Below are 25,244 nucleotides of genomic sequence, written 5' to 3'. Positions count from 1 at the left end.
GGACGGTCAGAGACCGTTGGCGGCGATGACCTGGCGGTACCAGTGCGCGCTGCGCTTGGGCACGCGCCGCTGCGTCTGGTAGTCCACGTAGACCAGGCCCCAGCGCTCGTCGTACCCCGCGTCCCACTCGAAGTTGTCGAGCAGGGACCAGACGTGGTAGCTCTCCAGCGGCACGCCGTCGGCGATGGCCCGGTGGACGGCGGCGAGGTGGTCGCGCAGGAAGGTCACCCGCCCGGCGTCGTCGATCGTGCCGTCGGCGCCGAGGGTGTCGGGGGTGGGCAGCCCGTTCTCGGTGACGGTCAGCGGGATCGGGCCGTAGTCGCGGGTCACCCGGGTCAGGATGTCGTACATCCCGTCGGGGTGGATCTGCTGCCAGGAGGCCTGGGAGGTGGGCCAGCGCCCGGTCGTCGCGCCGTCGCCGGTGACGTAGTACGGCGTGTAGTACTGCACGGCGAGCAGGTCGACCGGCGCGGAGATGGTCGCCAGGTCCCCGTCGCGGATGCCGCGCACCAGCCGGCTGTCGGGGCCGAGGTCGTCCAGCACGTCCTGCGGGTAGCGGCCGGTGAGGATCGGGTCGAGGTAGAGGCGGTTCTCGTAGCCGTCGTAGAGCCGGGCGGCGCGGGCCGCCTCGGGCGAGTCGTCGGCCGGGTAGCAGGGGTGCAGGTTGAGTGCCGGGCCGATCCGGCCGGAGCCGGTGGCGCGGTGCGCCGCGACGGCGAGCCCGTGGGCCAGGTGGAGGTGGTGGGCGACCAGGTACGCGGCGGCGGGGTCCTGCCGGCCCGGGGCGTGGTGCCCTTCGAGGTAGCCGTTCTGCACCACCGTCTTCGGCTCGTTGACGGTCAGCCAGACCGGCACCCGGTCGCCGAGCGCGCGGAAGACGATCTCGGCGTAGTCGGCGAACCGGTGGGCGACGTCGCGCGACTCCCAGCCGCCGGCGTCCTGGAGGGCCTGCGGCAGGTCCCAGTGGAACAGCGTCGCCATCGGCGCGATACCCCGTTCGTGCAGCCCGTCGACGAGGCGGCGGTAGAAGTCGAGCCCGCGCTGGTTGGGTGCGCCGGTGCCGTCGGCCTGCACCCGCGGCCAGGAGATGGAGAACCGGTAGCTGTCCAGCCCGATGTCGCGCATCAGGTCCAGGTCCTCCGCGTACCGGTGGTAGTGGTCGGCGGCGACGTCGCCGGTGTCGCCGTTGCGGGTGCGACCCGGCGTGCGGCTGAAGGTGTCCCAGACGGACTCGCCCCGGCCGTCCTCCTTGGTCGCGCCCTCGATCTGGTAGGCGGAGGTGGCCGCCCCCCAGCCGAAGCCCGGGGGGAAGCGCAGCCCGCCCGCCGGCGTCTCGTCGGTCGGCGACGCGGCGGCGTCGGACGGGCTCCCGTCGCCCGCCGCCGCGCCGGCGGCGTCCGGCCCGGCGCCGGTCGGGGCGGCGGGGGCGGTGGCGGAGGGCGCGGCGCCGTGGGGCGGGCGCGGGGTGGGCATCGACATCGGTTCTCCTCATGGTCTGCGTGGCCACCGCCGGGCCGGGAGCGCTCCCAGCATAGGGCAGGGGCGGCCGGCCGGTCGCGACCGCCCGGCCGGCCGCGCGGACGCGACCGGTGATGGCGCAGGGGTGTGTCGTGCGCCCGTGGCGGCGGTGCGGGAGCGGGGCGGGTGGCGCGCCGGCGCTCGGGTGGCCGGGCCGCGGGACGCCGGGGCGCCGGGGCGCGGGGGCGTCGACCGGGCGGTACGGGCGGGACAGCGGACGAGGCCGGTCGGAACGGCGACACGGCCAGTCCCGTCGGCCTCTTTTCCCATCGTGGGAGGGGGTTTAGTGTGGGGACGGGGGAGGGCAACCCCCGTCCCCATTGTTGCTGCACACGCACGGGCGGAATTGGCGTCCTGTCGTGCGTGTCGCGCGGGAGCCGGGCCACGCGAGTGGCTAGAGGATCCACCTCCCTCCATGTTGGCGGGATGGCTGACGGCGGTGTCCGGGCTGGCCCGCCGTCAGCCCTCGGGCTGATTCCCCGGGCTCCGCGTCGACGGACCCCGGGTGATCTTCTAGTTGGAACTCCGTCGATGGAAGCGCTCCCATCGACCGATGTTGCGACTGTAACGCCCGTCACGGCTTTGTGAAAGCCCCAAAACGAGATCGAAACATGTTGCTGCTCTGGTCCGTCGCCGCCCATTGTGGGAGCGCTTCCATGCGTGGCACACTGTCGCCACCGCGACGCGGAGCCAGATCGCGCCAGCGTGGGTCGCCGAGGGCAGCCGGTGTCTCCGGTACGGCATCCGACGCAGTCGGTGGAGTCGCCGCCCCCGCAGGGGCGCCGCCCGCCGCACCCCGGCCTCGGGCCGGGGCGACCACCATCCCGGGCGCCCGGGACCCCGTTCGCGGGAGGGCGCCCCGCCGGGGCCCTTCGTCCCCGGCCAGGTCCGAGGAGACACCGCGCACATGAGAAGACTGGCAAGACGTCGCCGCCTGGCGATGGTCGCCGCCGCCGCGCTCGTCGTCGGCGGGGTGACCCTGCCGGCCGGCGCCGCACAGGCCGCCCCCGCCTGCGACGTGGTCTACGCGACCAGCGACTGGAGCAACGGCTTCACCGCCAACGTCACCATCAAGAACCTCGGCGACCCGATCAACGGCTGGACGTTGAAGTTCGCCTTCCCCGGCGACCAGAAGGTGACCCAGGGCTGGTCGGCCAAGTGGAGCCAGACCGGCAACCAGGTCACGGCCACCAACGAGTCCTGGAACGGCGGCCTCGGCACGGGCGCCTCGACCAGCATCGGCTTCAACGGCACGCACAGCGGCACCAACGCGAAGCCGACGTCCTTCTCGGTCAACGGCGTGACCTGCGGCGGCACCCAGCAGCAGCCGCCGACGGTCGGGCTGAGCGTGCCGGCCGGCCCGTTCGAGGCCCCCGCCGACGTGCCGCTGAGCGCCACCGCCAGCGACCCGGACGGGACGATCAGCAAGGTCGAGTTCTACCGCAACGGCCTGCTGGTCAACACCGACACCACGGCCCCGTACGGCTACACGCTGGAGGACCTGCCCGCCGGCGCGTACACCGTGCAGGCCAAGGCGTACGACAACGCGAACCTGACCGCCACCGCGGAGAAGTCCTTCACCGTCACGGCGGCGTCCGGGCCGGTGCTGGTCGCCACCCCGTCGGCGGTGAGCGTGGCCGAGGGCGGCAGCTCCACGGTCAACCTGAAGCTCAGCGCCGCGCCGGCGGCCAACGTGCCGGTCTCCCTCGCCCGCACCGGCGACACCGACATCACCGTCTCGCCGGCCTCGGCGACGCTGACCCCGAGCAACTGGAACACCGGGGTGAGCGTGACCGTCGCGGCGGCGGAGGACGCCGACACGCTCGGCGGCACCGCCACCCTGACCGCCTCGGCCACCGGCTACGCGCCGCTGGCGATCACCGCCACCGAGATCGACAACGACAACGGCGGCGGGGACGACACCTACGTCAAGCGGTTCCTGGACCAGTACGGCAAGATCAAGAACTCGGGCTACTTCAGCCCCGAGGGCGTGCCGTACCACTCCATCGAGACGCTGATCGTCGAGGCGCCCGACCACGGCCACGAGACGACCTCCGAGGCGTTCAGCTTCTGGCTCTGGCTGGAGGCCCAGTACGGGCGGGTGACCCAGAACTGGGCGCCGTTCAACAACGCCTGGACGGTGATGGAGAAGTACATCATCCCGTCGCACGCCGACCAGCCCACGGCCGGCGCGGCCGGCACCCCGCAGTACGCCGCCGAGCACGACCTGCCCAGCCAGTACCCGTCGCAGCTGGAGCCGTCCGTGCCGGTCGGCCAGGACCCGCTGCGCTCGGAGCTGCAGTCCACCTACGGCACCGGCGACATCTACGGCATGCACTGGCTGCTCGACGTGGACAACACCTACGGCTTCGGCCGCTGCGGCGACGGCACCACCCGGCCGGCGTACATCAACACCTTCCAGCGGGGCACCCAGGAGTCGGTGTGGGAGACCGTGCCGCAGCCGTCCTGCGACACCTTCGCCCACGGCGGCTCCAAGGGCTACCTCGACCTGTTCATCAAGGAGGCCAACGCCCCGGCGAAGCAGTGGAAGTACACCAACGCCCCCGACGCCGACGCCCGCGCCGTGCAGGCCGCGTACTGGGCCCTGACCTGGGCCAAGGAGCAGGGCAAGGAGGCCGACGTGGCGGCCACCGTGGCCAAGGCCGCGAAGATGGGTGACTACCTGCGCTACGCCATGTTCGACAAGTACTTCAAGAAGATCGGCAACTGCGTCGGGGCCGCCGCCTGCCCGGCGGGCACCGGCAAGGACTCGGCGCACTACCTGATGTCCTGGTACTACGCCTGGGGCGGCGCGTACGAGCCGAACCAGAACTGGTCGTGGCGGATCGGCTCCAGCCACAACCACTTCGGCTACCAGAACCCGTTCGCGGCCTGGGCGCTGACCAACGTCAGCGAGCTCAAGCCGAAGTCGCCGACCGCGGTCACCGACTGGACCAAGAGCCTGGAGCGGCAGCTGGAGTTCTACACCTGGCTCCAGTCCGCCGAGGGCGGCATCGCCGGCGGCGCGACCAACAGCTGGGGCGGCAACTACGGCCAGCCCCCGGCCGGCACGTCGACCTTCTACGGCATGTACTACGACGTCGACCCGGTCTACAACGACCCGCCGTCGAACCAGTGGTTCGGCATGCAGGCCTGGTCGATGCAGCGCATCGCCGAGCTGTACCTGGAGACCGGCAACGCCAAGGCCAAGGCCCTGCTGGACAAGTGGGTGCCGTGGGCCATCGCCAACACCACGCTGGGCACCAACTGGTCGATCCCGTCGGACATGAAGTGGACCGGCCAGCCGACCACCTGGAACCCGGCCAACCCGCAGCCCAACACCAACCTGCACGTCGAGGTCACGGTGAAGGGCCAGGACGTCGGCATCGCCGCCGCCTACGCCCGCACCCTCATCGCGTACGCGGCGAAGTCGGGCAACGTGGCGGCGAAGAACACCGCCAAGGGGCTGCTGGACGCGCTGCACGCGGCCAGCGACGCCCAGGGCGTCTCCACGGTGGAGAAGCGCGGCGACTACCGCCGCTTCGACGACGTCTACGACGCCAGCACCGGTCAGGGCCTCTACGTGCCGCCGGGCTGGACGGGCACGATGCCCAACGGCGACGCCATCGCCGCCGGCAAGAGCTTCGTCGACATCCGCTCCTTCTACAAGAACGACCCGGCCTGGCCGAAGGTCCAGGCGTACCTGGACGGCGGACCCGAGCCGGAGTTCAAGTACCACCGGTTCTGGGCCCAGGCGGACGTCGCCATGGCGTACGCCGACTACGGCAAGCTGTTCCCCAACGGCTGAACCGACTCCTCCGGGTGGGCGGCGCGGCCCGCCCACCCGGAGGCCGGCCGGGCGGGCCTGGGGGAACGGAGACGCCCGGTCGGCGGACGGCCTGACTCCCACGGTCAGGCCGGGGTGGGCCGGTCAACCGGCCGACGCAGCGGGGCAGCCGGCCCACCCCACCACACCCGGATATGCACCGGGCGCGAAAACGCCCGAAAAACCGGCCACCACGGGATCACGCGCGGGGCCGGGACGGAGTAACGTACGTCACCGGAGAGGCCGCTCCCCCCGTGGCGGCCTCTCCCTTACTTCCCCGCCGGCTCCGCCGCAGCGGGGGCCGGGACGACCGGGTGACGCAGCCCCGGATGGTCCGCCGGCAGCGACCGGCGCACCATCATCCAGCTCACCGCGAGCACCGCCGCCACCAGCGGCCAGGACAGCGCGACCCGGGCCACCGTCAGCGCGACCACCTGGCCGCCGAGCCACAGCGGCAGGAACACCGCCACCCGCAGCACGTAGGACGCCGCCCAGACCCAGCTGCCCCGGCCGTACGCGCGCAGCAGCGCCGGATCCCGCCGCCACCGGGTCCGCTGGCCCAGCGCGGCGCCCACCACCACCCCGAGCAGCGGCCAGCGCACCACGATGCTGACCACCCAGGCGAGGGTGCTCGCCGCGTTGGACAGCAGCTGGACGAGGAAGAAGTCCTCGGCGCGACCGGTGCGCAACGCGACCAGCGCGGCCACGCAGACGGCCAGCAGCCCGACCAGCACCGAACGCGGCCGGTCGCCCCGGCGCAGCCGCCAGCCGGCCAGCGCGGCCCCGGCCACCACCGCCGCGCCCACCCCGCCCCACAGCGAGTGCCCACCGAGCAGCCAGCCGATCGCGAACGCCACCGGCGGCAGGCTGGCGTCGACCGCGCCCCGGCGCCCGCCGAGCAGGTCCGCGAGCGTTTCCGGCCGGTCCGTCGGGGCCGCCGCACGCTCCGGTGTACGCGTCACCGCACCCTCCTCACGTCCGCCACCAACCTAGCCGTCGCCGAACGACAGGCCACCCGCCGACCGGGCCGCGCCTGCCGCTACGGTGTGCGGGTGCGAGCGACGCCGAGGGGTTGGACCGCGGTCTGGTTGGTCGTCCTGGCGATCGTCCAGGCGGCGGCCTTCATCGCGGTGTGGCGGGTCGCCGTGCACGTCGAGATCGGCCAGTGGATCGACACCGTCGCCCTGACCGGCAATCGGATCGGGCAGGACCGCATCGACGGTCCGGTGGACCGGATCCTCAATGCCATGTCGATCGTCTCGCTGCTGGCGGCGACCGCGGTGATCGGCTTCATCGCCCTGATCCGGGGCCGGATCGCCCTGGCGGTCACGGCCACCCTGCTGATCGGCGGCGCCAACGCCACCACCCAGCTGCTCAAGTTCGGCCTGGGCCGGCCCGACTTCGGCATCGACCCCGAACGGATCTACGCCGGCAACAGCCTGCCCAGCGGGCACGCCACGGTCGCCGCGTCGGTCGCGGTGGCTCTGGTGCTCGTCCTGCCGCGCACGGTACGGGTCTTCGGCGCGTTCCTCGGCGCCGGCTACGCCGCGATCGCCGGGGTGGCCACCCTCTCCGCCGGCTGGCACCGGCCCAGCGACGCGGTGGCCGCGTTCCTGGTGGTCGGGGTCTGGGCGGCGCTGGCCGGGCTGGTGCTGCTGATCACCCAGCGGGAGCAGGCGCAGGTGGAGTCGGCCGACGCCCACCGGGTCGCCGCGACGGTGCTCGGCGTCGGCGGCGTCCTGGCGGTGGTGGCCTGCGGGTTCGCCCTCTCCTGGCTGGTCGACCTGCGCGGCACCCCGCCCGCCGAGCTGGCCCGCCGGCCGCTCCTCGTCGGCTACGCCGGCAGCGCCGCCGGGATCGCCGGCACGATGGGCGTGGTGATGGCGCTGGTGCTCGCGGCCGTGCACCGGTTGGTGCCCCGGGTCAAGGGCTGACCCCGCTCAGCGGGAGTAGGTGCCCACCATCGTCCCGCTCGCGAGGTCCCGCTCGACGAGCAGGCGGTGCACCTCGTCCGCCCGCGGCGTCTCGGGCAGCTCCAACGGCCGGTCCAGCGCGTAGAGCCGGAAGAAGTACCGGTGGGGATCGTCGCCCTGGGGCGGGTGCGGGCCGCCCCACCCGGTCGTGCCGAAGTCGTTGGGCCACTCGCGACCGCCCAGCGGCACGCCACCTTCCGGCGCCCCGGCGGCGCTCGGCGAGATGCCGGTGACCAGCCAGTGCAGGAACGGCGTCTTCCCCGCGTCCGGGTCCTCGACGAAGAGGACCAGCTCGGCCGCGGACTCCGGCACCTGCGCCCATTCAAGCGGCGGCGACACGTTGCCGCCCTCCTTCGAGAAGCGGCTCGGCAGCATGTCGTGGTCGTTGAACGCGGTGCTGCGCAGCATGATTCCGGCCATCCCTGGCGCTCCTCTCGTCTGCCCGGCCGCGCGTACCCGCCGGGGCGACGCCGAAACGGGCGAACCCCGGTGTGAGAGGGTCGACGGCGCAAGGTGCGGGACGGGGGAGGACCGTGGAGAGCGTACGGGCGGCGTTCCGCGACGAGTGCGAGCGGCTCGGCGAGGTGCTGCGCGGCGTCGGCGAGGCGGATCTCGACCGCCCGACCGACTGCCGGCCGTGGACCGTACGCGAACTGCTGGCCCACGTGCGCACCGGCGCGGGCCGGCTGGTCGACATGCTCGCCGCGCCGGCCCCGCCCCGCGCGCAGGTCGACGCCGCCGCCTACTACGGCGCGGCCAAGTTCACCGCGCCGGTGGACGCCGCCCGCGTCGACGCCGGCCAACGGGAGGCCCGGGAACTCGACGGTGCGGCCCTCGTGGCCGACTTCGACCGGGCCTGGCGGGCCGCCCTCGACGCCGTTGACGCGGCGCCGCCGGGCCGGGTGGTGCGCACCCGGCACGGCGACGCGATGGCGCTCGGCGAGTTCCTGCGTACCCGCGTGGTGGAGGTCGGCGTGCACGGCCTGGACCTGGCGGCGGCGCTGGAGCGGCGGCCGTGGCTGACGCCCGGTGCGGCGGAGGTCGTCGCCGACCTGCTCACCGGCGGGCGGGCGGTCCCGGCCGGGCTGGGCTGGGACCGGCTCACGCTGATCCGCAAGGCGACCGGCCGGGCCGGCCTCACCGACCGCGAGCGGGCCGTCGTCGACGCCGCCGGCTTCCGCTGGCTCTCCTTCGGCGGCTGATCCCGGCAGGGTCTGCGGGCCTCACCCGCGGGACGCGCGGCTTCGCGCACGGCCGTGCCGGCGCGGCCCCCGCGTGGTCAGGGGCCGGCCGCGGCCGCCGGGCGGGTCAGGCGTCGGCGCCTAGCGGGTCGGCCTCCGGGCGCGGGGCGGGCACGTGCGGGGCGGCCCCGCGCAGGTGCTCCAGCACGACCGGGTCGATGCGGCCGGGCACCAGGCGCTCCTCCAGGTTCTCCAGGCCGGCCCAGGAGAAGAGCGCCTCCTCCGGCCGTGCCGGGTCGACCGGGTGCCCGAGCGCGGCCAGCAGCGCGCCGACCTCGGCGGCGACCGCGCCCGTCAGGTCGAGCAGGGTGGCCGGGTCGGGCCGGCTGAAGAGCAGCGTGTGCACCGCGAGCAGCCGGCCCAGCTCGGTCACCGGATCGGGGTGGTCGTCGACCCGCAGGTCGACCAGGACGTCGCCGGTGCCGTCGTATCCGCCGCCGCGCTCGACCACCAGCAGCCCGGCGCTCTGTCGGCCGCGCCGGTCGCCGCCGGCCTGGTCCCCGGCGCGCAACGCGGCGAGCAGCCGGTCGGGGAACGGCAGCGCCGCCCCGCCCAGCCAGGCGTCCCGGACCGCGTCGATCACCTGCGGGCCGGCCAGGATGTTGCCCTGCGCCGCCCAGCCGTCCCCGGCCTGGCCCCCGGCCCAGGGGTGGCAGGCGGGGCCGGTCCAGGTCGCGCCGGCGCCGGTGGCGGCGACCACGCCGAGCTGGCGGTGGTCCCGGTCGGGGTCGGCGGCGACCAGCCCGGCCACCACGTCGGCCGAGGCCACCCCGGTGCGCAGCAGCGTCAGCCCCTGCGGGCGGTAGGCGAGGTTGACGTGGGCCTGGGTGGCGAGCGCGCCGACCTCGGCCTCGGCGGCCGGGACCAGCGCGCCGGCGGCCAGGAACCGGCTGGCCACGACGACGCCGTGCCGGCGGCCGTCCGCCGAGCGGGCGACGAGCGAGAAGGTCACGCATGGAGATTAGCTCGCCCCGCTGCGTGCATATCCCTGAGCTTCGATGCGTGTGGGATCCCCGACGGGATCTTGCTCTGCGGCGCGCCGAGCAGGCACGATCGACCGATGACGACGCGTTGGGGCATGACCGTGCCGCTGGACGGCATCCCGCTCGCCGAGCACGCCGCGCTCTACGCGGCCCTCGACCGGGCCGGGTTCACCGACGTCTGGTCCTCGGAGGTCAACGGGGCGGACGCGTTCACCCCCCTGGCGCTCGCCGCCGCCTGGCAGCCTCGGCTGCGCCTGGGCACCGCGATCACGCCGGTCTTCACCCGGGGCCCGGGCCTGCTGGCGATGAGCGCGGCGGCGCTCGCCGACGCCGCCCCCGGCCGGTTCGCGCTCGGCATCGGCGCGTCCTCGCCGGTCGTCGTCCGCAACTGGAACGCCGTGCCGTTCGACGAGCCGTTCCGGCGCACGCGCGACGTGCTGCGGTTCCTCCGCGCCGCGCTCTCCGGGGCGACCGTCGACGAGGAGTACGACACCTTCACCGTGCGCCGCTTCACCCTCGACCGGAAGCCGGCCGTGCCGCCGCCGGTGCTGCTCGCCGCGCTGCGCCCCGGGATGCTGCGGCTGGCCGGCGCCGAGGCCGACGGCGTGATCCTCAACTGGCTCGCCGCCGCCGACGTGCCGCGGGCGCTCGCCGAGGTGGGCCAGCGGCGACCTGGCTTCGAGGTGGTCGCCCGGATCTTCGTCTGCCCGACCGAGGACGCCACGCACGCCCGCGCGCTGGGCCGCCGGCTGATCACCAGCTACCTGACCGTCCCCGCGTACGCCGAGTTCCACCGCTGGTTGGGCCGGGAGGAGGTGCTCGGGCCGATGTGGCGGGCCTGGGCCGCCGGGGACCGGCGCGGCGCGGGCGCGGCGGTGCCCGACGAGGTCGTCGACGCGCTGGTGCTGCACGGCTCGCCGGAGCACTGCCGCGAGCAGGTGCGTCGCTACGCCGACGCCGGCGTGGACGTGCCAGTGCAGGCCCTGCTGCCGACCCCCGAGCTCGCCGCCGGTGGCGCGGCGACGCTGGGCGACCTGATCACGCGACTGGGTGGGGGTGAGCCGCGGTGAACCTCACCGACCGGGTCGTGGTGATCACCGGTGGCGCCGGCGGCATCGGCTCCGCCCTGGCCCGCCGCTTCGCCGCCGAGGGCGCCGCCGCCGTGGTGGTGGCCGACCTCGACGCCGACGCGGCCCGCGCGGTCGTCGACGGCCTCGGGCCGCTCGCCCACGCCGTCCGGCTCGACGTGACCGACGAGGAGCAGGTCCGCGCGCTGGTCGCCGACACCGAGCAGCGGTACGGGCGGATCGACCTGTTCTGCGCGAATGCGGGCGTCACCTCCGGTGGCGGGATGGAGGTCGACGACGCCGGCTGGGACCGCGCCTGGCGGGTCAACGTGCTCTCCCACGTCTACGCGGCCCGCGCGGTGCTGCCGGCGATGCTCGCCCGGGGTGGCGGCTACCTGCTGCACACCTGCTCGGCGGCGGGCGTGCTGACCTCGGTCGGCGACGCCCCGTACGCCACCACCAAGCACGCCGCCGTCGGCTTCGCCGAGTGGCTCTCCGTCACCTACCGCGACCAGGGCGTCCGGATCAGCGCGCTGTGCCCGCAGGGGGTGGACACGCCCATGCTCGCCGACGGGCTGGCCGCCGGGCACCTGGGCGCCCGCGTCGTGGCCGCCTCCGGCGCGGTGCTCACCGCGGACCAGGTCGCCGACGCGGTGGTCGCCGGCCTCGCCGAGGAGCGCTTCCTCATCCTCCCGCACCCCGAGGTCGCTGCCTACGCCCGCCGCAAGGCCGAGGACCCGGACGGCTGGCAGTCCGGCCTGCGCAAGCTCGTGCGCCGCCTCCGTTCCTGAGACCCGGCCGCGCGGACCCGGCCCTCGGCCGCGTCACTGCCGCGTCCGGCCGAGTCGGTCGAAGCGGCGTTCCACGACGTTGCGCCTGCGGCGGGTCACCTTGTCGGAGCCGACGCTGGGGCCAGCCCGCCACCCAGGCAGCCTGACCCCCACGCCTCAACCGTTCGAGGTCACGGCACTAGCGCAGATGCCGGGCGAAGAACCCGGCTGCGTCCTCCCCTGCGAACTGCGGGACGCCCGTGTGTCCGCCCATGTTGGCGTGCAGCGTCTTTTCCTTGGAGCCGAAGGCGTCGAACAGGTCCAGGGCCGCTTGCCGGTCGTTTCCTTCGTCGTCCCACTGCAGCAGGACGTGCAGCGGAATGGTGACCTGCCGAGCCTCCTCGAACATGCTGCGAGGCACGAAACTCCCGGCGAACAGCCCGGCGGCCACGATGCGCGGCTCGACCAGCGCCAGCCGGATGCCGACGGAGATCACTCCCCCCGAGTACCCGACCGGGCCGCCGATTTCCGGCAGCGACAGCAGGGCATCCAGGGCGGCCTGCCATTCCGGGACCGCCCTGTCGACGAGCGGGAGGACGAGGGCGTCGACAATCTCGTCGCCGACCGGCTCGCCGGCCTCCAGCGCCCGGCGCAAGTCGGCGCGGGCCTGCTCGGCGGCGGCCCAACGGGGCCGGTCACCGCTGCCGGGAAGCTCGATGGTGGCCGCGGCGAAGCCATCCGCCGCAGCGCGCCGGGCCCGCGCCGCCAGGCGGGGGTACATCTTGCGCAGTCCGAGCGGGGGGTGACCGAGCAGGATCAGCGGGACCGCTGCGGATGCGGATCCCGGCGTCCACAGGATGCCGGGGATCTCGCCGAGGGTGAATTCGCGTTCGATGACCCCGTCATCGAGGCGCTGCTCAGTAGTCAATCGCATGGTCGTACCTTTCGGGAGTGCTCACGAACGGCGCTCCCGGACGACCTATCGCCCGACCGTGACCCCAGAGGGGAGCACCCATGTCGAAACGTTCACGGGTACCACCTCCTCGGTCTCTCGCACGGTCCCCGCGAAACTAGCAGCGGCCACCGCGATCCGCCGAACGTTTTTCCGCGCAGGCTCCGTGGCCGGATGCACCGAACAGGGCGCAAGGGGTCAGGTGGAGCTCACCAATCAGGTCCAACGACCTGGCCGCCGCGCTCCCCTTCCTGCTCCTGCGGACCGACGGCAAGCCGCTCACCGTCCAACCCGACGAGTCGCCACGGTGGAGCCCGGACAAGGGAACTCCGGTCGCCACGGTGAGACGGCGTGGGCGCACCGGGTCGACGAACAACCTGCTCTGCCTGTCGTGCGGCCACGCGAGTGGGCGAACTCCTGCGCATGCCGCACGTCGACTTCTGATATCTCGGCCTGGACGCATATCCTGCCTCCCGATATATTATGGCCATGGCGACTCGACCGATGACCGAAGCGGCGTTCTTCGTCCTGGCGGCGCTGGCCGGTGGGCCCTGCCATGGCTACGGCATCGTCAACGAGGTGAAGGGGTTGTCGCAGGGGCGGGTGCACCTGAAGGTGGGCACGCTCTACGGCGTGCTCGACCGGCTCGTCACCGACGGTCTGGTGGAACTGGACCGCGAGGAGGTGCAGCAGGGCCGGCTCCGGCGGTACTACCGGCTTACCGACTCGGGCGGGCGGGCGTTGGCGGAGGAGGCTGACCGCCAGGCCGCCAACGCCCGCGCGGCCACTGCGAGGCTCGGTGTGTGGCGGCCCGCCGCGGGCGGTGCGGCATGACGAGTCGCCTGGAGCAGCGGTACCGCCGGCTGCTGATGCTGCTGCCAGCCTCCTATCGCCGCAGGTGGGAAGACGACATGGTCCACACGTTCCTGGAGTGCGTCGGCGCGGAGGAGGACACCGAGGACGCCGCGTACCTCCGGGACCACGGTCGGCCGGGCGGTCATGAAGTCCTCAGCGTCCTGACGCTTGCTACGCGGCTTCGGCTCGGCGGCGTCGGCGCCGAGCCGAGGTCGCGGCTCTGGGGCGATGCGATCCGTGCGGTGGCGCTGCTCGGCCTGCTCTTTCATGCCGTCATGGCGGCGATGGAAATCGGCGTCATGCCGTGGCTCGCCGACGAGTTTTCGCCACTGCCGTCGTCGCCCGCCGAGCCGGCATCAGGCCTGCCAGGTGAAGCGTGGCGCCTGGCGTCCGATTCCGTTGGTCTGTTCGCGATCGCCGCGTTCATCGCGCTCGCGGTGAATCAGCCCAGGCCGGCCCGCTGGCTGGCGGTGGTGCCCCTCGGAGCGGCCTGGGTCGCCAGGATCTACGAGGCGGTGTCCCTGCCCGGTGGCACGCCCCCCGGCGCCTGGCTCATCGTGCTCGTCGACACGGCCTTGGTGCTGGCGCTGGTGGCGTTCCATCGGGAGGCTCCGTCCGTACGCACCCGGACCTGGGTTCGTGCCTTCGTCGCCGGTGTCCTCCTGAGCCCTCTGCACGTCATCGGATTGTGGGCACTTCCCGTGGAGCAGGATGTGCGATTCGCGGCGCTGGACTGGTCGGGCCTGTGTGCGTTGTCGGTGTCCGCCGCGGGTATCGCCTACCTCGTCCTGCACCCGTCGGCAGCGGCCCGGGCGGCCCACTGGCCGCTGACCCTCCTGTTCCTGGGGCTTGCCGCCCTCGTGCTGCGCGGCGTTTCCATCGCCGATCACGTCCTGCGGGGCGGCGCGCCTGCCGCCGTGATGGCGGTCTGCGCTGCCCAAGCAGTGCTGCTGCTGGTGGTGTGCATGCCGCTGGCGGTGCTCGCGCGACGGGCGACCCGGGAACTCCGCATGAACCCCGCCGACATGACGACGTGACACGGGTCGTCGCGTGGCCGGCGACCCACTGAGTTGGGGCGAGAGGAGACCCACTGATGACGGAACCTGACACGTCACGCAGGACGCCGGATCCCGATGGCGCGGAGAGGTACCGGCGGTTGCCGGCACGCGTGAGCCTCGACCAGGTCGTGACCACTCACGCCGCGACCCCGGCTGGCCTGCTGTGGCTGGCCAGTCCGGGCGACACCGGGGGCTGTGGCGGCGACGGCGACGGCGATTGACGCAGGGCTTCTCCGCACGGATCGCACCCGCGGTTCCTGCCCGGGAAGGTCGATCACGCCTGAGCGCCGCTAGAAACTGCTGACCAGCTTGACGAACGCGTCGTCGATCTTCGCCGGGTCGCGGGCGTCGAACGCCTTGCCCGCGGACGCCTTGGCGATGCGGTCCAGCGTCGCGAAGTCGGACTGCTCGTCGAAGGCGATGCAGAAGATCTTGATCGGTCGTTCCGGATCCAACGCGACGTCCTTGAGTAGCCGGGCGAGGTCGTTGTCCTTGTGGTACTCGTTCTTGCCGTCCGTCAGTACGACCACCGCGTTGATCCGGGACTGGTCGTAGTGGTCGAGCATGTGCCGGTGTGCCGCCCGTACGGTGGCGTACAGCGCGGTGCCGCCCTCGACGTGGAGATCGTTGATCTCACTGCTGAGCGCCTTCTGGTCGAAGGGCGACAGCCGGACCTCCTGGCTGTACGGCGACCTCGGCCGCTGTGGGGTCTCCGACGAGAACGACCAGAGCGCGACCTTGTCCTCGGAGTTCAGGAGGCCGAAGCCCTTGGCGGCGGCCCTGGTCGCCACCTGGAACCTGGTCCGGTCACCGATCCTCGCGTTCATCGAACCGGACGTGTCGACGGCCACGAGGATGTTGGCCTTCTTGCGCAGCGTGCCCCAGCCGGTGAGGATCGCCTTGACCACGGCGGGATCCGGCGGGTCGAAGTAGGTGAGGTTCTCGGCCCCCCGCGCGCCGACGGCGGCGATCAGCGGGCCGGACGCGTTCCGCTCGTGGTCGCGGAACCCGTGCCGGCTGAAGCTCTGCTGCTGCGGCGGCTCCTGGAGGAACGCCAGGAAGTCGGCGGCGGCGTCACGTTGCTCCGCGCTGGCCGAGGGGAGGACCACGTACGGGTGGTCGAGGTTGAACGTGCCCTCCTTCGGATACAGCGCGACCAGCGGGACCCTCGGCTTCTCGCCCGGGGTGGGGCTCAGCTTTCCCTCGTTGTACTGGTAGACCAGCTCCTCCTGCGTCACCACCGCGCTCATGTCCGTCGGGGCCTCGGCCCCCGACAGGTCCGCCTCGGCGCGGTCCTTCAACAGGTCCACGATGTCGTCGCTGTAGTGGGACACGTTGGCCTCGATGCGGCGGACGTACTGGGTCACCGCCGGATTCGCGAGGTCGCTCTCGGTGAGGTCGCTGGCCCGGTTGATGGCCGCGTAGTACGACGCGATCGTGGCCGCCAGCCCGGAGGTGGACAGGTTCGGGTTGACCTTGCCGAAGCTGAACCGCCCCCAGTCGGGGCGACCGAAGGCGGCCCAGCCCGTTCGCCCGGACGAGCCCAGGACCTCACCCCAGCCGAGTGGACCCTGTTGCTGCAGGAGCTTCCCCTTCGGCTGCGGCATGGCGATCACCAGCGGGCTGTTCGCGATCGACGGGTACCGGCCGGGGGTCTGCGCCGGGCGTCCGGCGGCCTCGTCCAGCAACTTCAACTGCCCGGTCCACAGGCTCGACGTCGGCAACCACACCTGCGGCCGTGGCAGGTTGGGCTGCTTGGCCGCCCAGTCGCCGGCCAGCGCGTCCGTCGAGGCGCCGGAGGCGAGGCCGTGCACGGTCACCACGGCGCACCGGCCGCCGACCCGCCGGTCGCTCTTGTTGTAGCGGTCCGCCAGCTCGCCGAGCAGCACGTCCTTCTCGATCGACGAGCTGACCTCCAGCGGCGTGCACCCGGCGTCCGCCGCCGGCCGGACGATCAGGTAGGCCGCCGCGATGACCGCGGATCCGGCCACGATGGCCGCGGTGTACGGCAACCACGGCCGGGCGGTCGGTCGACCTGAAACCATCTGGTCCCTCCAGGGGTGCGGCGGTGGCGTCGGCGATGGCCTGCCGGGTTGACCGCTACCCGGCAGCCGGGTCCGCCCCTGCCCGGGTGGACGGCGCCCCGGCCGCCCACGCCCGGCCGCTCGACGAGCTGGCAGGGCCCCGCCGTGCGCGGATCACAGGGACCCAGCGGCGTGGTGCCCGGCATCGCCGCCCCTGTCAGCCCAGCCATCGTGACTCCACCGAAACCTTGACGAGCCGCGCCGAGGCGACGGACGACAGAGGTATGGTGTCACGGCCCGCCAGCCCGAAAGCCACTCGCTTCCGGCGTGTCGTGTCGTCTCGGCGGTTCGACCGGACGGCGATCTCGGGGACGGCACGGCCCGCAGGTCCGGCCTGTCGCGTCCCGCACCCTCCATTCAGGAGCGGTAGGCCCAGGGGGCGTGCCACGCCTGGGGCGGGAGCGGCGGCGGCGATGACGGTGGACCCCTCGCCCAGAAGGGCGGTGAGTGGCCTGTCTGCCAGCAGCCCGTCCCGGGGCCGGGACACCGCTCACAACTGGACGATCTGACCCACGCGCGGTGGCGTCCGGCCGCCGAGGACCTCCAGCCAGGCGCGCTCCAGGGCGGCGGGCCCGGATCCGGTCCGGACGTCGAGCCATTCGCCCACGACCCCGGTGAACCGCTGCCAGGCGTCGGTGAACCGCTGGTCGAGCCCGTCGCGGCCCCAGTCCTGGCGGCGCTTGCGCATCTGCACCGGGGCGAAGAACACCTCTCCGGTGGCGTCGGCATTCGGGATCTGGGTGGTGAGTCCGACCGCGACGTCGCGTACGAGCCGGTCGCCGAGGTGCTCCCGCAGGGCGGCCCGGGTGGCGGGCGCGCCGGACAGGTCGAGATAGGCGGTCGGTACGGCGTCGAGGGCGTCGATGTCGTCGTAGGAGACGACGTCGTCGTAGCACCCGAGTGACCGGGTGAACGCGAGGTTGCCGGGTGAGGTGAGCCCGACCAGGCGCGGGCCCCGGCCGTGCAGCTCGAAGGCGGCGGCGTACGCGGTCTTGCTCGACGCCGACGACAGCACCAGCGACCGCGCCCCGTAGCAGTCGTTGTCGACGACCTGGTCGGCCAGCATGAACGAGGTGAAGAACAGCGGCCGGAACAGGACCAGCAGGTCCTCCTGGTCTTCCCGGTACGCCGGGTCGCCGGTGGTCGCCCGGTACACGTTGTACGGCGAGGGCAGGTCGGCCCGGTGCGCGCTCGCGTCGCGGAATCCGGAGGCGTCCACCCGGTCCGGCCGCAGGACCAGGTGACCCGCCGGGGGGAGGTAGCCGTAGACCCGCTGCCCCGCCGCGACCCCCTCGACCGTCGACTCGACCACCTCGGCGAAGCCCCACAGCGGCGGAAGTCCCCACTGCGGGCCGAGCCCACGGGGGCCGGGCGGGAAGAACTCCCAGTACCGCATCGAGTCGCCGAGCACCGCGTAGGTGACGTTGTTGGCGGTGAGGCCGACGCGGTCCACCCGCAACAGTGCCTCGCCGTCGGTGAGGGTGGGCGTCGTGCCTTCGACGAGGGTGGTCCGGCTCAGGTCGTCACGGGCCACGGCGAAGGTCCAGGAAGCAGGCATGATGCGACGCTAAGCAGCCCCGGAGGCCGAGACAAGTGCACTGCGAGTGCAAAATCCCACTCGCGGTCCGGTTGACGGAGCCACCACCCGGAGCCGGCGGCAGCGACGGCGGTGGATCGCGCCGCGTGCAGCGCGGCCTGGGGTGGCCGGATCGCCGAGCCTCGCGGAGGGGATCAGCGGTGCCAGCGGAGGGGACCGGGGCGCACGGACCAGAGGAGGCGCCGCCACCAGGGGCGGGCGGCGCGCAGCGCGGCGACGTAGTCGCCGGCCGTCGTGGCGGCCCGCGCCGCCTGCTCCGTCGTGGCGGTGGCAGGAGCGAACGCCGTCTGGTTGAGCAGCCCCGCCAACTCCTCGACGTCCGCCCCGAAGGGGAGGACGGCACGGGCGCGGGCGGCGACCTCGGAGGCGGAGAGGTCCCCACCGACCGGGTGACCGGCCAGCCGCAGCGCGTCGGTGACCTCCCGCCAGGCGCCGGCGATCCGCTGGCCGGGGTCGCCCCGCTCCAGCCGCCCCCGGGTGAGCGACCGGCGCATCAGTAGCAGCGTGAGCAGCGCGGCCACGACCAGCAGCAGCACGCCGCCCGTCCCGCCGCCGACCAGCAGCGCCGTCGACGGTCCGCCGGAGCCGGCCGGCCCGCCCGGCGCCGCCGCCGGCTGCGGGGTCGCGGTCGGCTCGACCGTCGGCTCCGGCACCTCCGACGGGGGCGGCTCCTCGGGTGCGGGGCGGAAGTCCTCCTCCACCGGTCGCGGCTCCTCGTCGGGCCGGGGCAGCGGGTCGAACGGCACCCAACCCAGACCCTCGAAGAGCACCTCCGGCCAGGCGTACGCGTCGCCGGCCCGGACCGGGCCGTCGCCGGCGGCGCGGAAGCCCACCACCACCCGGGTCGGCAGCCCCGTCAGCCGGCCCAGCACGGCGAACGCCGCCGCGAACTGCTCCGAGGTGCCCCGCTGGCCGCCGGCGTCGCGGGGCCCGAAGAGGAAGAAGTTCAGGTTCGGGTACGCGTGCCCGCTGGGCGCGTCGGCGACGAGGCGGTAGTGCTCGGCGAGGAACTGCTCCACGGCGGCGGCCCGCGCGTACGGGGCGCCGTTGGACTCGGCGAGCTGGGCGGCGAGCCGGCGCAGCGGATCGGGCACCCCGTCGGCGACCCGCAGCACCCGGGCCACCTCCTCGCCGGCCGGCACGTCCGCCGTGCCGAGCAGGTTGGCGTCCGGCGTCTCCAGCGCCGACGTCACGCTGTAGCGCAGCCCCGGGGTCAGGCCCTCCGGCCGGATCAGCGTCCCGGTCGTCGGGTCGTACGCCACCCGCGCGCCGGTGACCTCGCGCGGGGTGGCGACGGCGGGCAGCAGCCGGCCGCTCAGCCCGGCGACGCTGATCTCCTGCCGTACCGTCTCCACGGTGCTGTCGGGGGCCGGCGCCGTGGCGGGCAGGATCCGCCCCGCGTTGCGGTACGTCGCACCGACCCGCCAGGTCACCCCGTCGTAGTCGCTGAGCACGGCCAGCCGGATCGGCACCGGGCGGTCGGCGACGCCCGGCCCGCCGTCCGGGGCGGGCGCGGAACCCGGCGGGCCCGAGCGCTGCGTGCGTACGTCGAGCAGCTGCTGCCCCGGGTTCAGCGCCCAGCCGGAGATCCGGATGAGCGGGTTCTCGTCCAGCGTCTCCACCTGCGGCGGCTCGACGTACCGCCGCGGGTCCACCGGCCGGCCGTCGACCTGGCCGGCGAGCAGCGGACCGAGCAGCGCGACCAGCCCCACCACCACCGCGAGGCCGGCGGCGGAGGCGGCGGCGAGCCGGGCCCGGACGGCGGCGCGGACCGCCGGGTCCAGGCCTGCGGCCGGGTCGGCGCCGGCCGTGCCGCCCGCCGGCACCGCCAGGCCGAGCACCGCCACGGCCACGAGGGCCAGCGTCGGTCCGATCGCGGGATCGGCGTTCGGGCCGACCACGTAGAGCGCGGCGGCGTAGAGCAGCACCGGCGGCAGGTAGCCGAGCAGCACCCGGCCAGCCCGCATCGCCACCTCCGCCCCGGCGAGACCGGCCAGCCACGCGGCGACCAGCGGCACCAGCACCGTGTCGGGGGTCGGCTCCACCGGGATCATCGCCGTCAGCAGCCGGGGGATGCCGTTCGCGGCGGCGTCCGCGGCCACCTCGGCCAGACCGCCGGGCAGCTCGGCGCGGGTCGCGGTGAGGCGCAGCGACCAGGCCGTCCAGCCGGCCATCGCGAGCACCGACACCGGTGCGACCAGCCACGAGGGCAGCCGGCGGGCGGCCACGCTGACCAGCACCGAACCCACCGCCGCCCCGAGCACCAGCCAGGTCAGCAGCGGGCCGGCGTAGACCCGCCCGAGCACCGCGCCCGCCAGACCGATCATCGCGATCAGCGCCAGCGGCACCGGGACCGCCCGCAGCGCCCGTCCCAGCCGGGCGATCCCGCCGCCCCCGGCGCGGTCACGGCCGTCACCAGCGCCGGCCCCGGTCGGGCCGGTGGTCGCCGTCGTGCCGCCCCCGTCGGCCGGCCGCCCCGCCGCGCCGGCGGGCGTGCCGCCGGCCACCGTCACCACCTGCGCACCCCGTCCCACTCGGCGGCGAAGGCCGCCCCGTCCGCGGCGTCGATCACCACCAGGCCGGCCGCGCCCGACGGCGCCGGCTCCGCCGCCCCGAAGACCCCCACCACCAGCGACGGGTACGCGGCCCGCAGCGCGCCCACCGTCCCCAGGTCGTCCCGGCCACCAGGCCCGGTGAGGAAGACCAGCGTGTCGCCGAGCCGCTCCCGCCGCAGCCGGGTGGCGGCGGGCTGAAGGTCGCCGTCGTCGGCGAGTCCCGCCGCCGCGAGCCGGTCCAGCGGCCCGTGCGCCGCCGCGTCGTCGCCGGCCGCCGGGGTGCCGGCCGGCTCCGGCGCGACCAGCAGCAGCACCACCGGCAGACCCTCGCGGTACGCGGCGACGAGCACCGAGGCGGCGGCCTCGCACGCCGACTCGAACGACTCGGCCACCCCGTCGAGGCGCTGCGGGTGGGCGCCCGCCCGGTTGTCCAGCAGCACCACGATCCGGGGCAGGCTGGTGTCCACGTTCTCCCGCACCATCAGCTCGCCCACCCGGGCGCTGGTACGCCAGTGCACCCGGCGCAGCTCGTCACCGACCACGTACTCGCGCAGCGAGTCGAAGGTGATCGACCCGTGCGGCACCTTGTCCACCCGGCCGTCGAGGCTGCGACCCGCGCCCGTGGGCACGGCGTTCAGCGGGTGCACGCGCGGGTGCACCCAGACCGGCACCGTGCCGCCGTACGGGCGGGCCAGCGCCACCAGGCCCAGCGGGTCGCGCCGGGTCACCCGCAGCGGCCCCACCGGCACCACCCCCCGCCGGGCGGTCGGCACCTCGTAGCGGACCGTGGTGTCCCGGCCCGGCCGCAGCCGCAGCAGCGGCACCGGGACCCTCCGGTCGCCGCACCGGTCCTCGGCCACCAGGCTCGCCGCCCGCAGCCGCCCGGCGTTGCGCACGGTCAGGGTCATCGCCGCGGGCTCGCCCCGCGCCACCCGGTCCGGGTCGGCGCTGCGGGTCACCTCCAGGCGGGGCCGCCAGGCCGCGGTCATCACGGCGTAGCCGACGGCGGTGCCGGCCGCCGCCCCGAGCAGCGTCAGCTCCGGGTACGCGAAGCGGAAGCCGACGCCGAGCAGCACGACGGCGGCGACGAGCAGCCCGACACAGCGGGCGGTGAGCGCGGACACCGGCGTCGCCGGTCAGCCCTGGACCGGGGCCGGCTGGCCCGAGGGGAGCGGCACCGGCACCGAGGCGACCGCCTGGCGCAGCACCTCGGCGGCGGTCACCCCGCGCACCTGCGCGTCGGGGGTGAGCAGCAGCCGGTGCGCGAAGACCGGCTCGGCCAGGGTCTTCAGGTCCTCCGGCATGATCCAGCCCCGCCCGTCGATCAGCGCGTACGCGCACGCCGCCCTCGTCAGCGCGATCACGCCCCGGGGACTGACCCCGACCCGCACCTGCGGGTGGGTACGGGTGGCCGCGGCCAGCCGCACCGCGTACGCGTAGAGCGGCTCGGCGATGTGCACCCGGCGGGCCATCCGGACCATCTCCCCGACGGTGGCCGTGTCGGTGACCGCCGTCAGCGCCTCCGGGGAGCGGACCGTCGCCCCGCGCAGCACCTCCACCTCGACCGCCTCGTCGGGGTAGCCGACGGAGAGCTTCACCAGGAACCGGTCGAGCTGCGCCTCGGGCAGCCGGTACGTGCCGTCCATCTCCACCGGGTTCTGGGTGGCCACCACCAGGAACGGCTGCGGCACCGGGTGCCGGACCCCGTCGACGGTGACGGTGCGCTCCTCCATCACCTCCAGCAGCGCCGACTGGGTCTTCGGCGACGCCCGGTTGATCTCGTCGGCGATGACGATGTTCGCGAACACCGGCCCCGGGTGGAACTCGAAGCCCCGGGTGGCCTGGTTGAAGATCGTCACCCCGGACACGTCGGAGGGGAGCAGGTCGGGGGTGAACTGGATGCGCCGCCACTGCCCCTTGACGGTCGCCGCGATGGCCCGGGCCAGGGTGGTCTTGCCGACCCCCGGCACGTCCTCCAGCAGCACGTGCCCCTGGGCGAAGAGGGCGGTCAGCGCCAGCCGGACGACCTGCGGCTTGCCCAGCACCACCGCGTTGACGTTCTCGGCCAGCCGGGCGGCGAGGGCGGCGAAGCCCTGCACCTCCGGCTGGGTGAGCGGTTCGGGGGTGTTCACGCGGTGGTGCTCCTTGCCTGGGTGGTCAGCAGGTGGGCAGGACCTTGATGTCGTCGCCGCCCTCCAGGTTGAGCCAGGCCCAGGGGATGTAGGTGCGTCCCTTGTAGTCGACCTGCACCCACCAGGTGCTCTGCTTCTGGTCGTTGTAGATCCAGGAGTCGACGTTCTCGCCCGACTTCTTGCAGTACGCCTTCAGTCGGGTGCCGGGCTTCGCCCAGCCGACCTGCCGGTCGTTGTCCTGGCGGGGCACCGAGAAGATCTCGTTGCCGTTGCGGCCGTCGACGTCCTTGTCACAGTACGTCCGCTGGTCGCCGTCCGGCCCGTTGCGGCAGGTCGCGATGCCGTAGAGGGCGCCGGTGGCCTGGGCGCGGGTGGCGGTGCCCTTGCCGGCGGCGTTGCTCGCCGTCACGGTGAAGGTGTACTTCGTGCCGGGGGTCAGGCCCGTCATCGTGATGCTGGAGCAGTTCCCGGGCTTCGCCGGCTCGCCGTTCGTGCTCAGCGCGCAGGTCGCCCTGCCGCCGCCGGCGTCCACGGTGAACGTCACCGTCGCCGAGGTGGCGGTGGCCGAGGAGCCGGTCACGGTGACGCGGGGCTCGGCCACCGTGCGGGCCGTGGCGGTGGCCTCCGGGCCGGGGCCGGCCTCGTTGACCGCCCGCACCTTCACCAGGACGTTCTGGCCGTCGCCCAGCCCGTCCACGATGGCCCGGGTGTCGGTCACCTCGCTGCCGCGTCCGCCCACGTCCACGAGGTACTTCGTCACCGGGCGGCCGTTCGCCGTCGCCGGGGCCCACTGCACGGCGACGGTGCCCGGCCGATCGGCCACCGTGGCCGCCCGCAGCTCGGTCGGTCGCTCCGGCGGCGCGTACGGCACGACCGTGTTGCTCACCGGCGAGGCCGCCGAGCCGGCGCCCCGGTCGTTGACCGCCACCACCGTGAACGCGTACTGCGTGCCGTACTCCAGCTCGCCCGCCGGCACCACCAGCTCGGTCCTGCGGGACTCGCCGGCCGGGGCGTTGGTGCCCGCCGACGTGGCCGTGACCACGTACTTCGCGATCGTGTTGCCCTGCCCGTTCGCCGCCGGCCACGTCACCAGCACCGTGCCGTCCGGGCGCTCCTCGGCGGTGACACCCGACGGCGGGTCCGGCACCGCGGCCGTCGGCGTCACCGGGTTGCTGGTACGCGCGGGACCGTCGCCCTTCGCGTTGACCGCGTGCACCGAGAACCGGTACGTCTCGCCGTTGGTCAGGCCCTTGATCTCGACGGCCCGCTGGTTGGCGCCCACCTCCACGCGCTGGCCGGCGCCCTGCACCACGTACCGGACGATCTCCGCCCCGTTGGCCGGGGCCGGTCGCCAGCTCACCCGGGCCTGCGCGTTGCCGGCGGCGGCGGTGACGCCGCGCGGCGCGCCCGGCTTGCCCACCCTGGGCTTCTTCGGCGGGGGCGGCGGCGGGGGAGCCGGCGGCGGGTCGCCGCCGAGCACGTCGTTGGCGTACTTGTCGACCTCGCGGACCTGGTGCCTGTCGTCCACCACCTGGGCGGTGGCCGAGTCGGGAGCGTTGATGAAGAGGTGGTTCTCCCGCACCTCCAGCTCCAGCGGCCCGGTGCCCCGGCCCCGGATGGTGTCGACGAGCTGACCGGCGGAGTCGAAGGCGTAGACCGTGCCGGACGCCTCGTCGGCGCAGTAGTAGCGGCCGGCCCACGCCACGGCCGGGCTGAGCTGGTCGCCCGTGCCCGGCACGGTGAACGCCCGCACCGCGCCGGCGTCGTCGACCACGTGCACCCGTCGCTCGCCGGGCACCGTCACGGGCACGTCCGGCCCGCTGGTCCGCGCCGGCAGCGCGCCCGGCGTGGTCATCGTCAGCGGCGTGGTCCGCACCTTGCCGCGCTGCACGGTCACCAGCGCCCCGGCGGTGCGGTCGAGCACCGCGACGCCGTCGTCCAGCGTGGAGACGACCAGGTCGTGGCTGGCGTCCGCGACGTCGTACGTCTCGACCTTCTTCGGGCTGAGGCCGACCCCGGCGGGTGCCGCCGACGCGGGCGCGGAGGGCAGCGGCGCGGCGGTGACCGCCGAGACGGTGCCCTCGCTGGGCACCGCGATCCAGAGGCGCCCCTCGCCGTCGAAGGAGCCGCCGGTGATGCCCGGCGGGTAGCGCACCGGCTCGCCGACCGGGGTGAGCGACCGCGGGTCGAGCTGCCGGACGACGCCCTGCACGGCGTCGACGACGAACGCCGCGTCCCCGTGCAGGGCGACGTTGACGCCCAGCCCCGGGGTCGTCGGGGTGGTTGCGGTGATCTGGAGGGTGGCCAGGTCCAGCGAGCTGACCTGACCGGTGTTCAGGTCACGCAGGACCAGCAGCCGGTCGGTCTGGGTGACCTGCATCGGGTGCCGGCGCGCGCCCGGGACCCCGACCCGGGTGTCGACCCGCGCGGTGATCCCGTTGACGCGGGCCAGCTCGCTGCGCGCGGCGCTCCACAGCCAGGAGCTCGCGTCGTGGCTCGCCACCGCGTTGTCCGCCGCGCCGAGCCCGTGGATGGTGAGCCCCATGGCGGCCAGCAGCGCGGCCACCGTCGCGATGGTGACGACCCCGCCGCGCATCCGGCGGGGCCGGCGACGCGGGGGAGCGGTGCCGGCG

The 25,244-nt window shown here is 74.3% G+C and carries 18 protein-coding genes; 7 read left to right on the top strand and 11 right to left on the bottom strand.

What is annotated here, in order from left to right; genetic code table 11:
* Window positions 1-6: 6 nt before the first annotated feature.
* Complete coding sequence (locus tag AB0G08_RS02660; RefSeq protein WP_358082086.1) at window positions 7-1,479, bottom strand: GH1 family beta-glucosidase; 1,473 nt, start codon at window positions 1,477-1,479, stop codon at window positions 7-9.
* 955 nt (window positions 1,480-2,434) lie between these two features.
* Here AB0G08_RS02660 and AB0G08_RS02655 point away from each other — a divergent pair.
* The gene (locus AB0G08_RS02655) at window positions 2,435-5,326 is read left to right on the top strand and encodes a glycoside hydrolase family 48 protein (protein WP_358082241.1); all 2,892 of its coding nucleotides are present in this window, start codon (window positions 2,435-2,437) and stop codon (window positions 5,324-5,326) included.
* A gap of 287 nt (window positions 5,327-5,613) precedes the next feature.
* Here the strand turns inward: AB0G08_RS02655 and AB0G08_RS02650 are convergent, their stop codons facing one another.
* Window positions 5,614-6,306 carry a DUF3159 domain-containing protein gene (locus tag AB0G08_RS02650; protein ID WP_358082084.1) on the bottom strand — a complete coding sequence of 231 codons (693 nt, stop codon included), beginning with the start codon at window positions 6,304-6,306 and terminating at the stop codon, window positions 5,614-5,616.
* Between the two features lie 84 nt (window positions 6,307-6,390).
* On the opposite strand from AB0G08_RS02650, the gene AB0G08_RS02645 reads away from it, so the two are divergent.
* Window positions 6,391-7,278 carry a phosphatase PAP2 family protein gene (locus tag AB0G08_RS02645; protein ID WP_358082081.1) on the top strand — a complete coding sequence of 296 codons (888 nt, stop codon included), beginning with the start codon at window positions 6,391-6,393 and terminating at the stop codon, window positions 7,276-7,278.
* Window positions 7,279-7,284: 6 nt separating this feature from the next.
* On the opposite strand, the gene AB0G08_RS02640 is transcribed toward AB0G08_RS02645, so the two are convergent.
* Window positions 7,285-7,737: a YbhB/YbcL family Raf kinase inhibitor-like protein gene (locus tag AB0G08_RS02640; protein ID WP_358082078.1), complete on the bottom strand. Its 453-nt coding sequence runs from the start codon at window positions 7,735-7,737 to the stop codon at window positions 7,285-7,287.
* Window positions 7,738-7,808: 71 nt separating this feature from the next.
* Here AB0G08_RS02640 and AB0G08_RS02635 point away from each other — a divergent pair, with 71 nt between their 5' ends.
* Window positions 7,809-8,519 carry a maleylpyruvate isomerase N-terminal domain-containing protein gene (locus AB0G08_RS02635; RefSeq protein ID WP_358082075.1) on the top strand — a complete coding sequence of 237 codons (711 nt, stop codon included), beginning with the start codon at window positions 7,809-7,811 and terminating at the stop codon, window positions 8,517-8,519.
* 106 nt (window positions 8,520-8,625) lie between these two features.
* Here the strand turns inward: AB0G08_RS02635 and AB0G08_RS02630 are convergent, their stop codons facing one another.
* Window positions 8,626-9,510 carry a DUF1028 domain-containing protein gene (locus AB0G08_RS02630; protein WP_358082072.1) on the bottom strand — a complete coding sequence of 295 codons (885 nt, stop codon included), beginning with the start codon at window positions 9,508-9,510 and terminating at the stop codon, window positions 8,626-8,628.
* A gap of 126 nt (window positions 9,511-9,636) precedes the next feature.
* Between AB0G08_RS02630 and AB0G08_RS02625 the strand changes: the two genes are divergently transcribed.
* Together AB0G08_RS02625 and AB0G08_RS02620 are read left to right on the top strand one after the other, a co-directional pair.
* A complete protein-coding gene (locus AB0G08_RS02625) occupies window positions 9,637-10,611 on the top strand; it encodes an LLM class F420-dependent oxidoreductase (RefSeq protein ID WP_358082238.1) in 975 nt (324 codons plus the stop codon).
* Window positions 10,608-11,399 carry an SDR family oxidoreductase gene (locus tag AB0G08_RS02620; protein WP_358082070.1) on the top strand — a complete coding sequence of 264 codons (792 nt, stop codon included), beginning with the start codon at window positions 10,608-10,610 and terminating at the stop codon, window positions 11,397-11,399. Before AB0G08_RS02625 ends, AB0G08_RS02620 begins: the two co-directional genes overlap by 4 nt.
* A 178-nt stretch (window positions 11,400-11,577) precedes the next feature.
* Here AB0G08_RS02620 and AB0G08_RS02615 read toward each other — a convergent pair whose 3' ends face one another.
* Window positions 11,578-12,312 (bottom strand): alpha/beta hydrolase, encoded by a 735-nt coding sequence (locus AB0G08_RS02615; RefSeq protein ID WP_358082067.1) that lies wholly within the window; start codon window positions 12,310-12,312, stop codon window positions 11,578-11,580.
* Window positions 12,313-12,819: 507 nt separating this feature from the next.
* Here AB0G08_RS02615 and AB0G08_RS02610 point away from each other — a divergent pair.
* Together AB0G08_RS02610 and AB0G08_RS02605 are read left to right on the top strand one after the other, a co-directional pair.
* Window positions 12,820-13,164: a PadR family transcriptional regulator gene (locus AB0G08_RS02610; RefSeq protein ID WP_358082065.1), complete on the top strand. Its 345-nt coding sequence runs from the start codon at window positions 12,820-12,822 to the stop codon at window positions 13,162-13,164.
* The gene (locus AB0G08_RS02605; protein WP_358082062.1) at window positions 13,161-14,222 is read left to right on the top strand and encodes a hypothetical protein; all 1,062 of its coding nucleotides are present in this window, start codon (window positions 13,161-13,163) and stop codon (window positions 14,220-14,222) included. The genes AB0G08_RS02610 and AB0G08_RS02605 overlap by 4 nt, the downstream gene beginning before the upstream one ends.
* Window positions 14,223-14,533: 311 nt before the next feature.
* On the opposite strand, the gene AB0G08_RS02600 is transcribed toward AB0G08_RS02605, so the two are convergent.
* From AB0G08_RS02600 to AB0G08_RS02575, 6 genes are all read right to left on the bottom strand, one after another.
* Window positions 14,534-16,234 (bottom strand): substrate-binding and VWA domain-containing protein, encoded by a 1,701-nt coding sequence (locus AB0G08_RS02600; RefSeq protein WP_358082059.1) that lies wholly within the window; start codon window positions 16,232-16,234, stop codon window positions 14,534-14,536.
* Between the two features lie 583 nt (window positions 16,235-16,817).
* Window positions 16,818-17,885 (bottom strand): DUF2855 family protein, encoded by a 1,068-nt coding sequence (locus AB0G08_RS02595; protein ID WP_358082055.1) that lies wholly within the window; start codon window positions 17,883-17,885, stop codon window positions 16,818-16,820.
* Window positions 17,886-18,058: 173 nt separating this feature from the next.
* The gene (locus tag AB0G08_RS02590; protein WP_358082235.1) at window positions 18,059-20,308 is read right to left on the bottom strand and encodes a transglutaminaseTgpA domain-containing protein; all 2,250 of its coding nucleotides are present in this window, start codon (window positions 20,306-20,308) and stop codon (window positions 18,059-18,061) included.
* Window positions 20,309-20,433: 125 nt separating this feature from the next.
* Entirely contained in the window at window positions 20,434-21,603 is a 1,170-nt protein-coding gene (locus tag AB0G08_RS02585; protein ID WP_358082052.1) for a DUF58 domain-containing protein, read from the bottom strand.
* A gap of 12 nt (window positions 21,604-21,615) precedes the next feature.
* On the bottom strand, window positions 21,616-22,611 hold the full coding sequence (locus tag AB0G08_RS02580; RefSeq protein ID WP_121400830.1) for a MoxR family ATPase: 996 nt from the start codon (window positions 22,609-22,611) through the stop codon (window positions 21,616-21,618).
* Between the two features lie 25 nt (window positions 22,612-22,636).
* Window positions 22,637-25,207, bottom strand: a complete 2,571-nt coding sequence (locus tag AB0G08_RS02575) for a fibronectin type III domain-containing protein (protein WP_358082232.1) — start codon at window positions 25,205-25,207, stop codon at window positions 22,637-22,639.
* Window positions 25,208-25,244 lie beyond the last annotated feature (37 nt).

This window comes from Micromonospora sp. NPDC023644 (assembly GCF_040640115.1).
In the GTDB taxonomy this organism is placed as follows: domain Bacteria; phylum Actinomycetota; class Actinomycetes; order Mycobacteriales; family Micromonosporaceae; genus Micromonospora.
The sequence above is the reverse complement of the archived record's forward strand: the minus strand, read 5'-3'. Positions and strand labels throughout refer to the sequence as shown.

Bases quoted from the DNA above. Each gene is read 5' to 3' on its own strand.
- AB0G08_RS02660 (WP_358082086.1), bottom strand. From the start codon at position 1,479: ATGTCGATGCCCACCCCGCGCCCGCCCCACGGCGCCGCGCCCTCCGCC.
- AB0G08_RS02640 (WP_358082078.1), bottom strand. From the start codon at position 7,737: ATGGCCGGAATCATGCTGCGCAGCACCGCGTTCAACGACCACGACATG.
- AB0G08_RS02625 (WP_358082238.1), top strand. From the start codon at position 9,637: ATGACCGTGCCGCTGGACGGCATCCCGCTCGCCGAGCACGCCGCGCTC.
- AB0G08_RS02615 (WP_358082067.1), bottom strand. From the start codon at position 12,312: ATGCGATTGACTACTGAGCAGCGCCTCGATGACGGGGTCATCGAACGC.
- AB0G08_RS02610 (WP_358082065.1), top strand. From the start codon at position 12,820: ATGGCGACTCGACCGATGACCGAAGCGGCGTTCTTCGTCCTGGCGGCG.
- AB0G08_RS02605 (WP_358082062.1), top strand. From the start codon at position 13,161: ATGACGAGTCGCCTGGAGCAGCGGTACCGCCGGCTGCTGATGCTGCTG.
- AB0G08_RS02595 (WP_358082055.1), bottom strand. From the start codon at position 17,885: ATGCCTGCTTCCTGGACCTTCGCCGTGGCCCGTGACGACCTGAGCCGG.
- AB0G08_RS02575 (WP_358082232.1), bottom strand. From the start codon at position 25,207: ATGCGCGGCGGGGTCGTCACCATCGCGACGGTGGCCGCGCTGCTGGCC.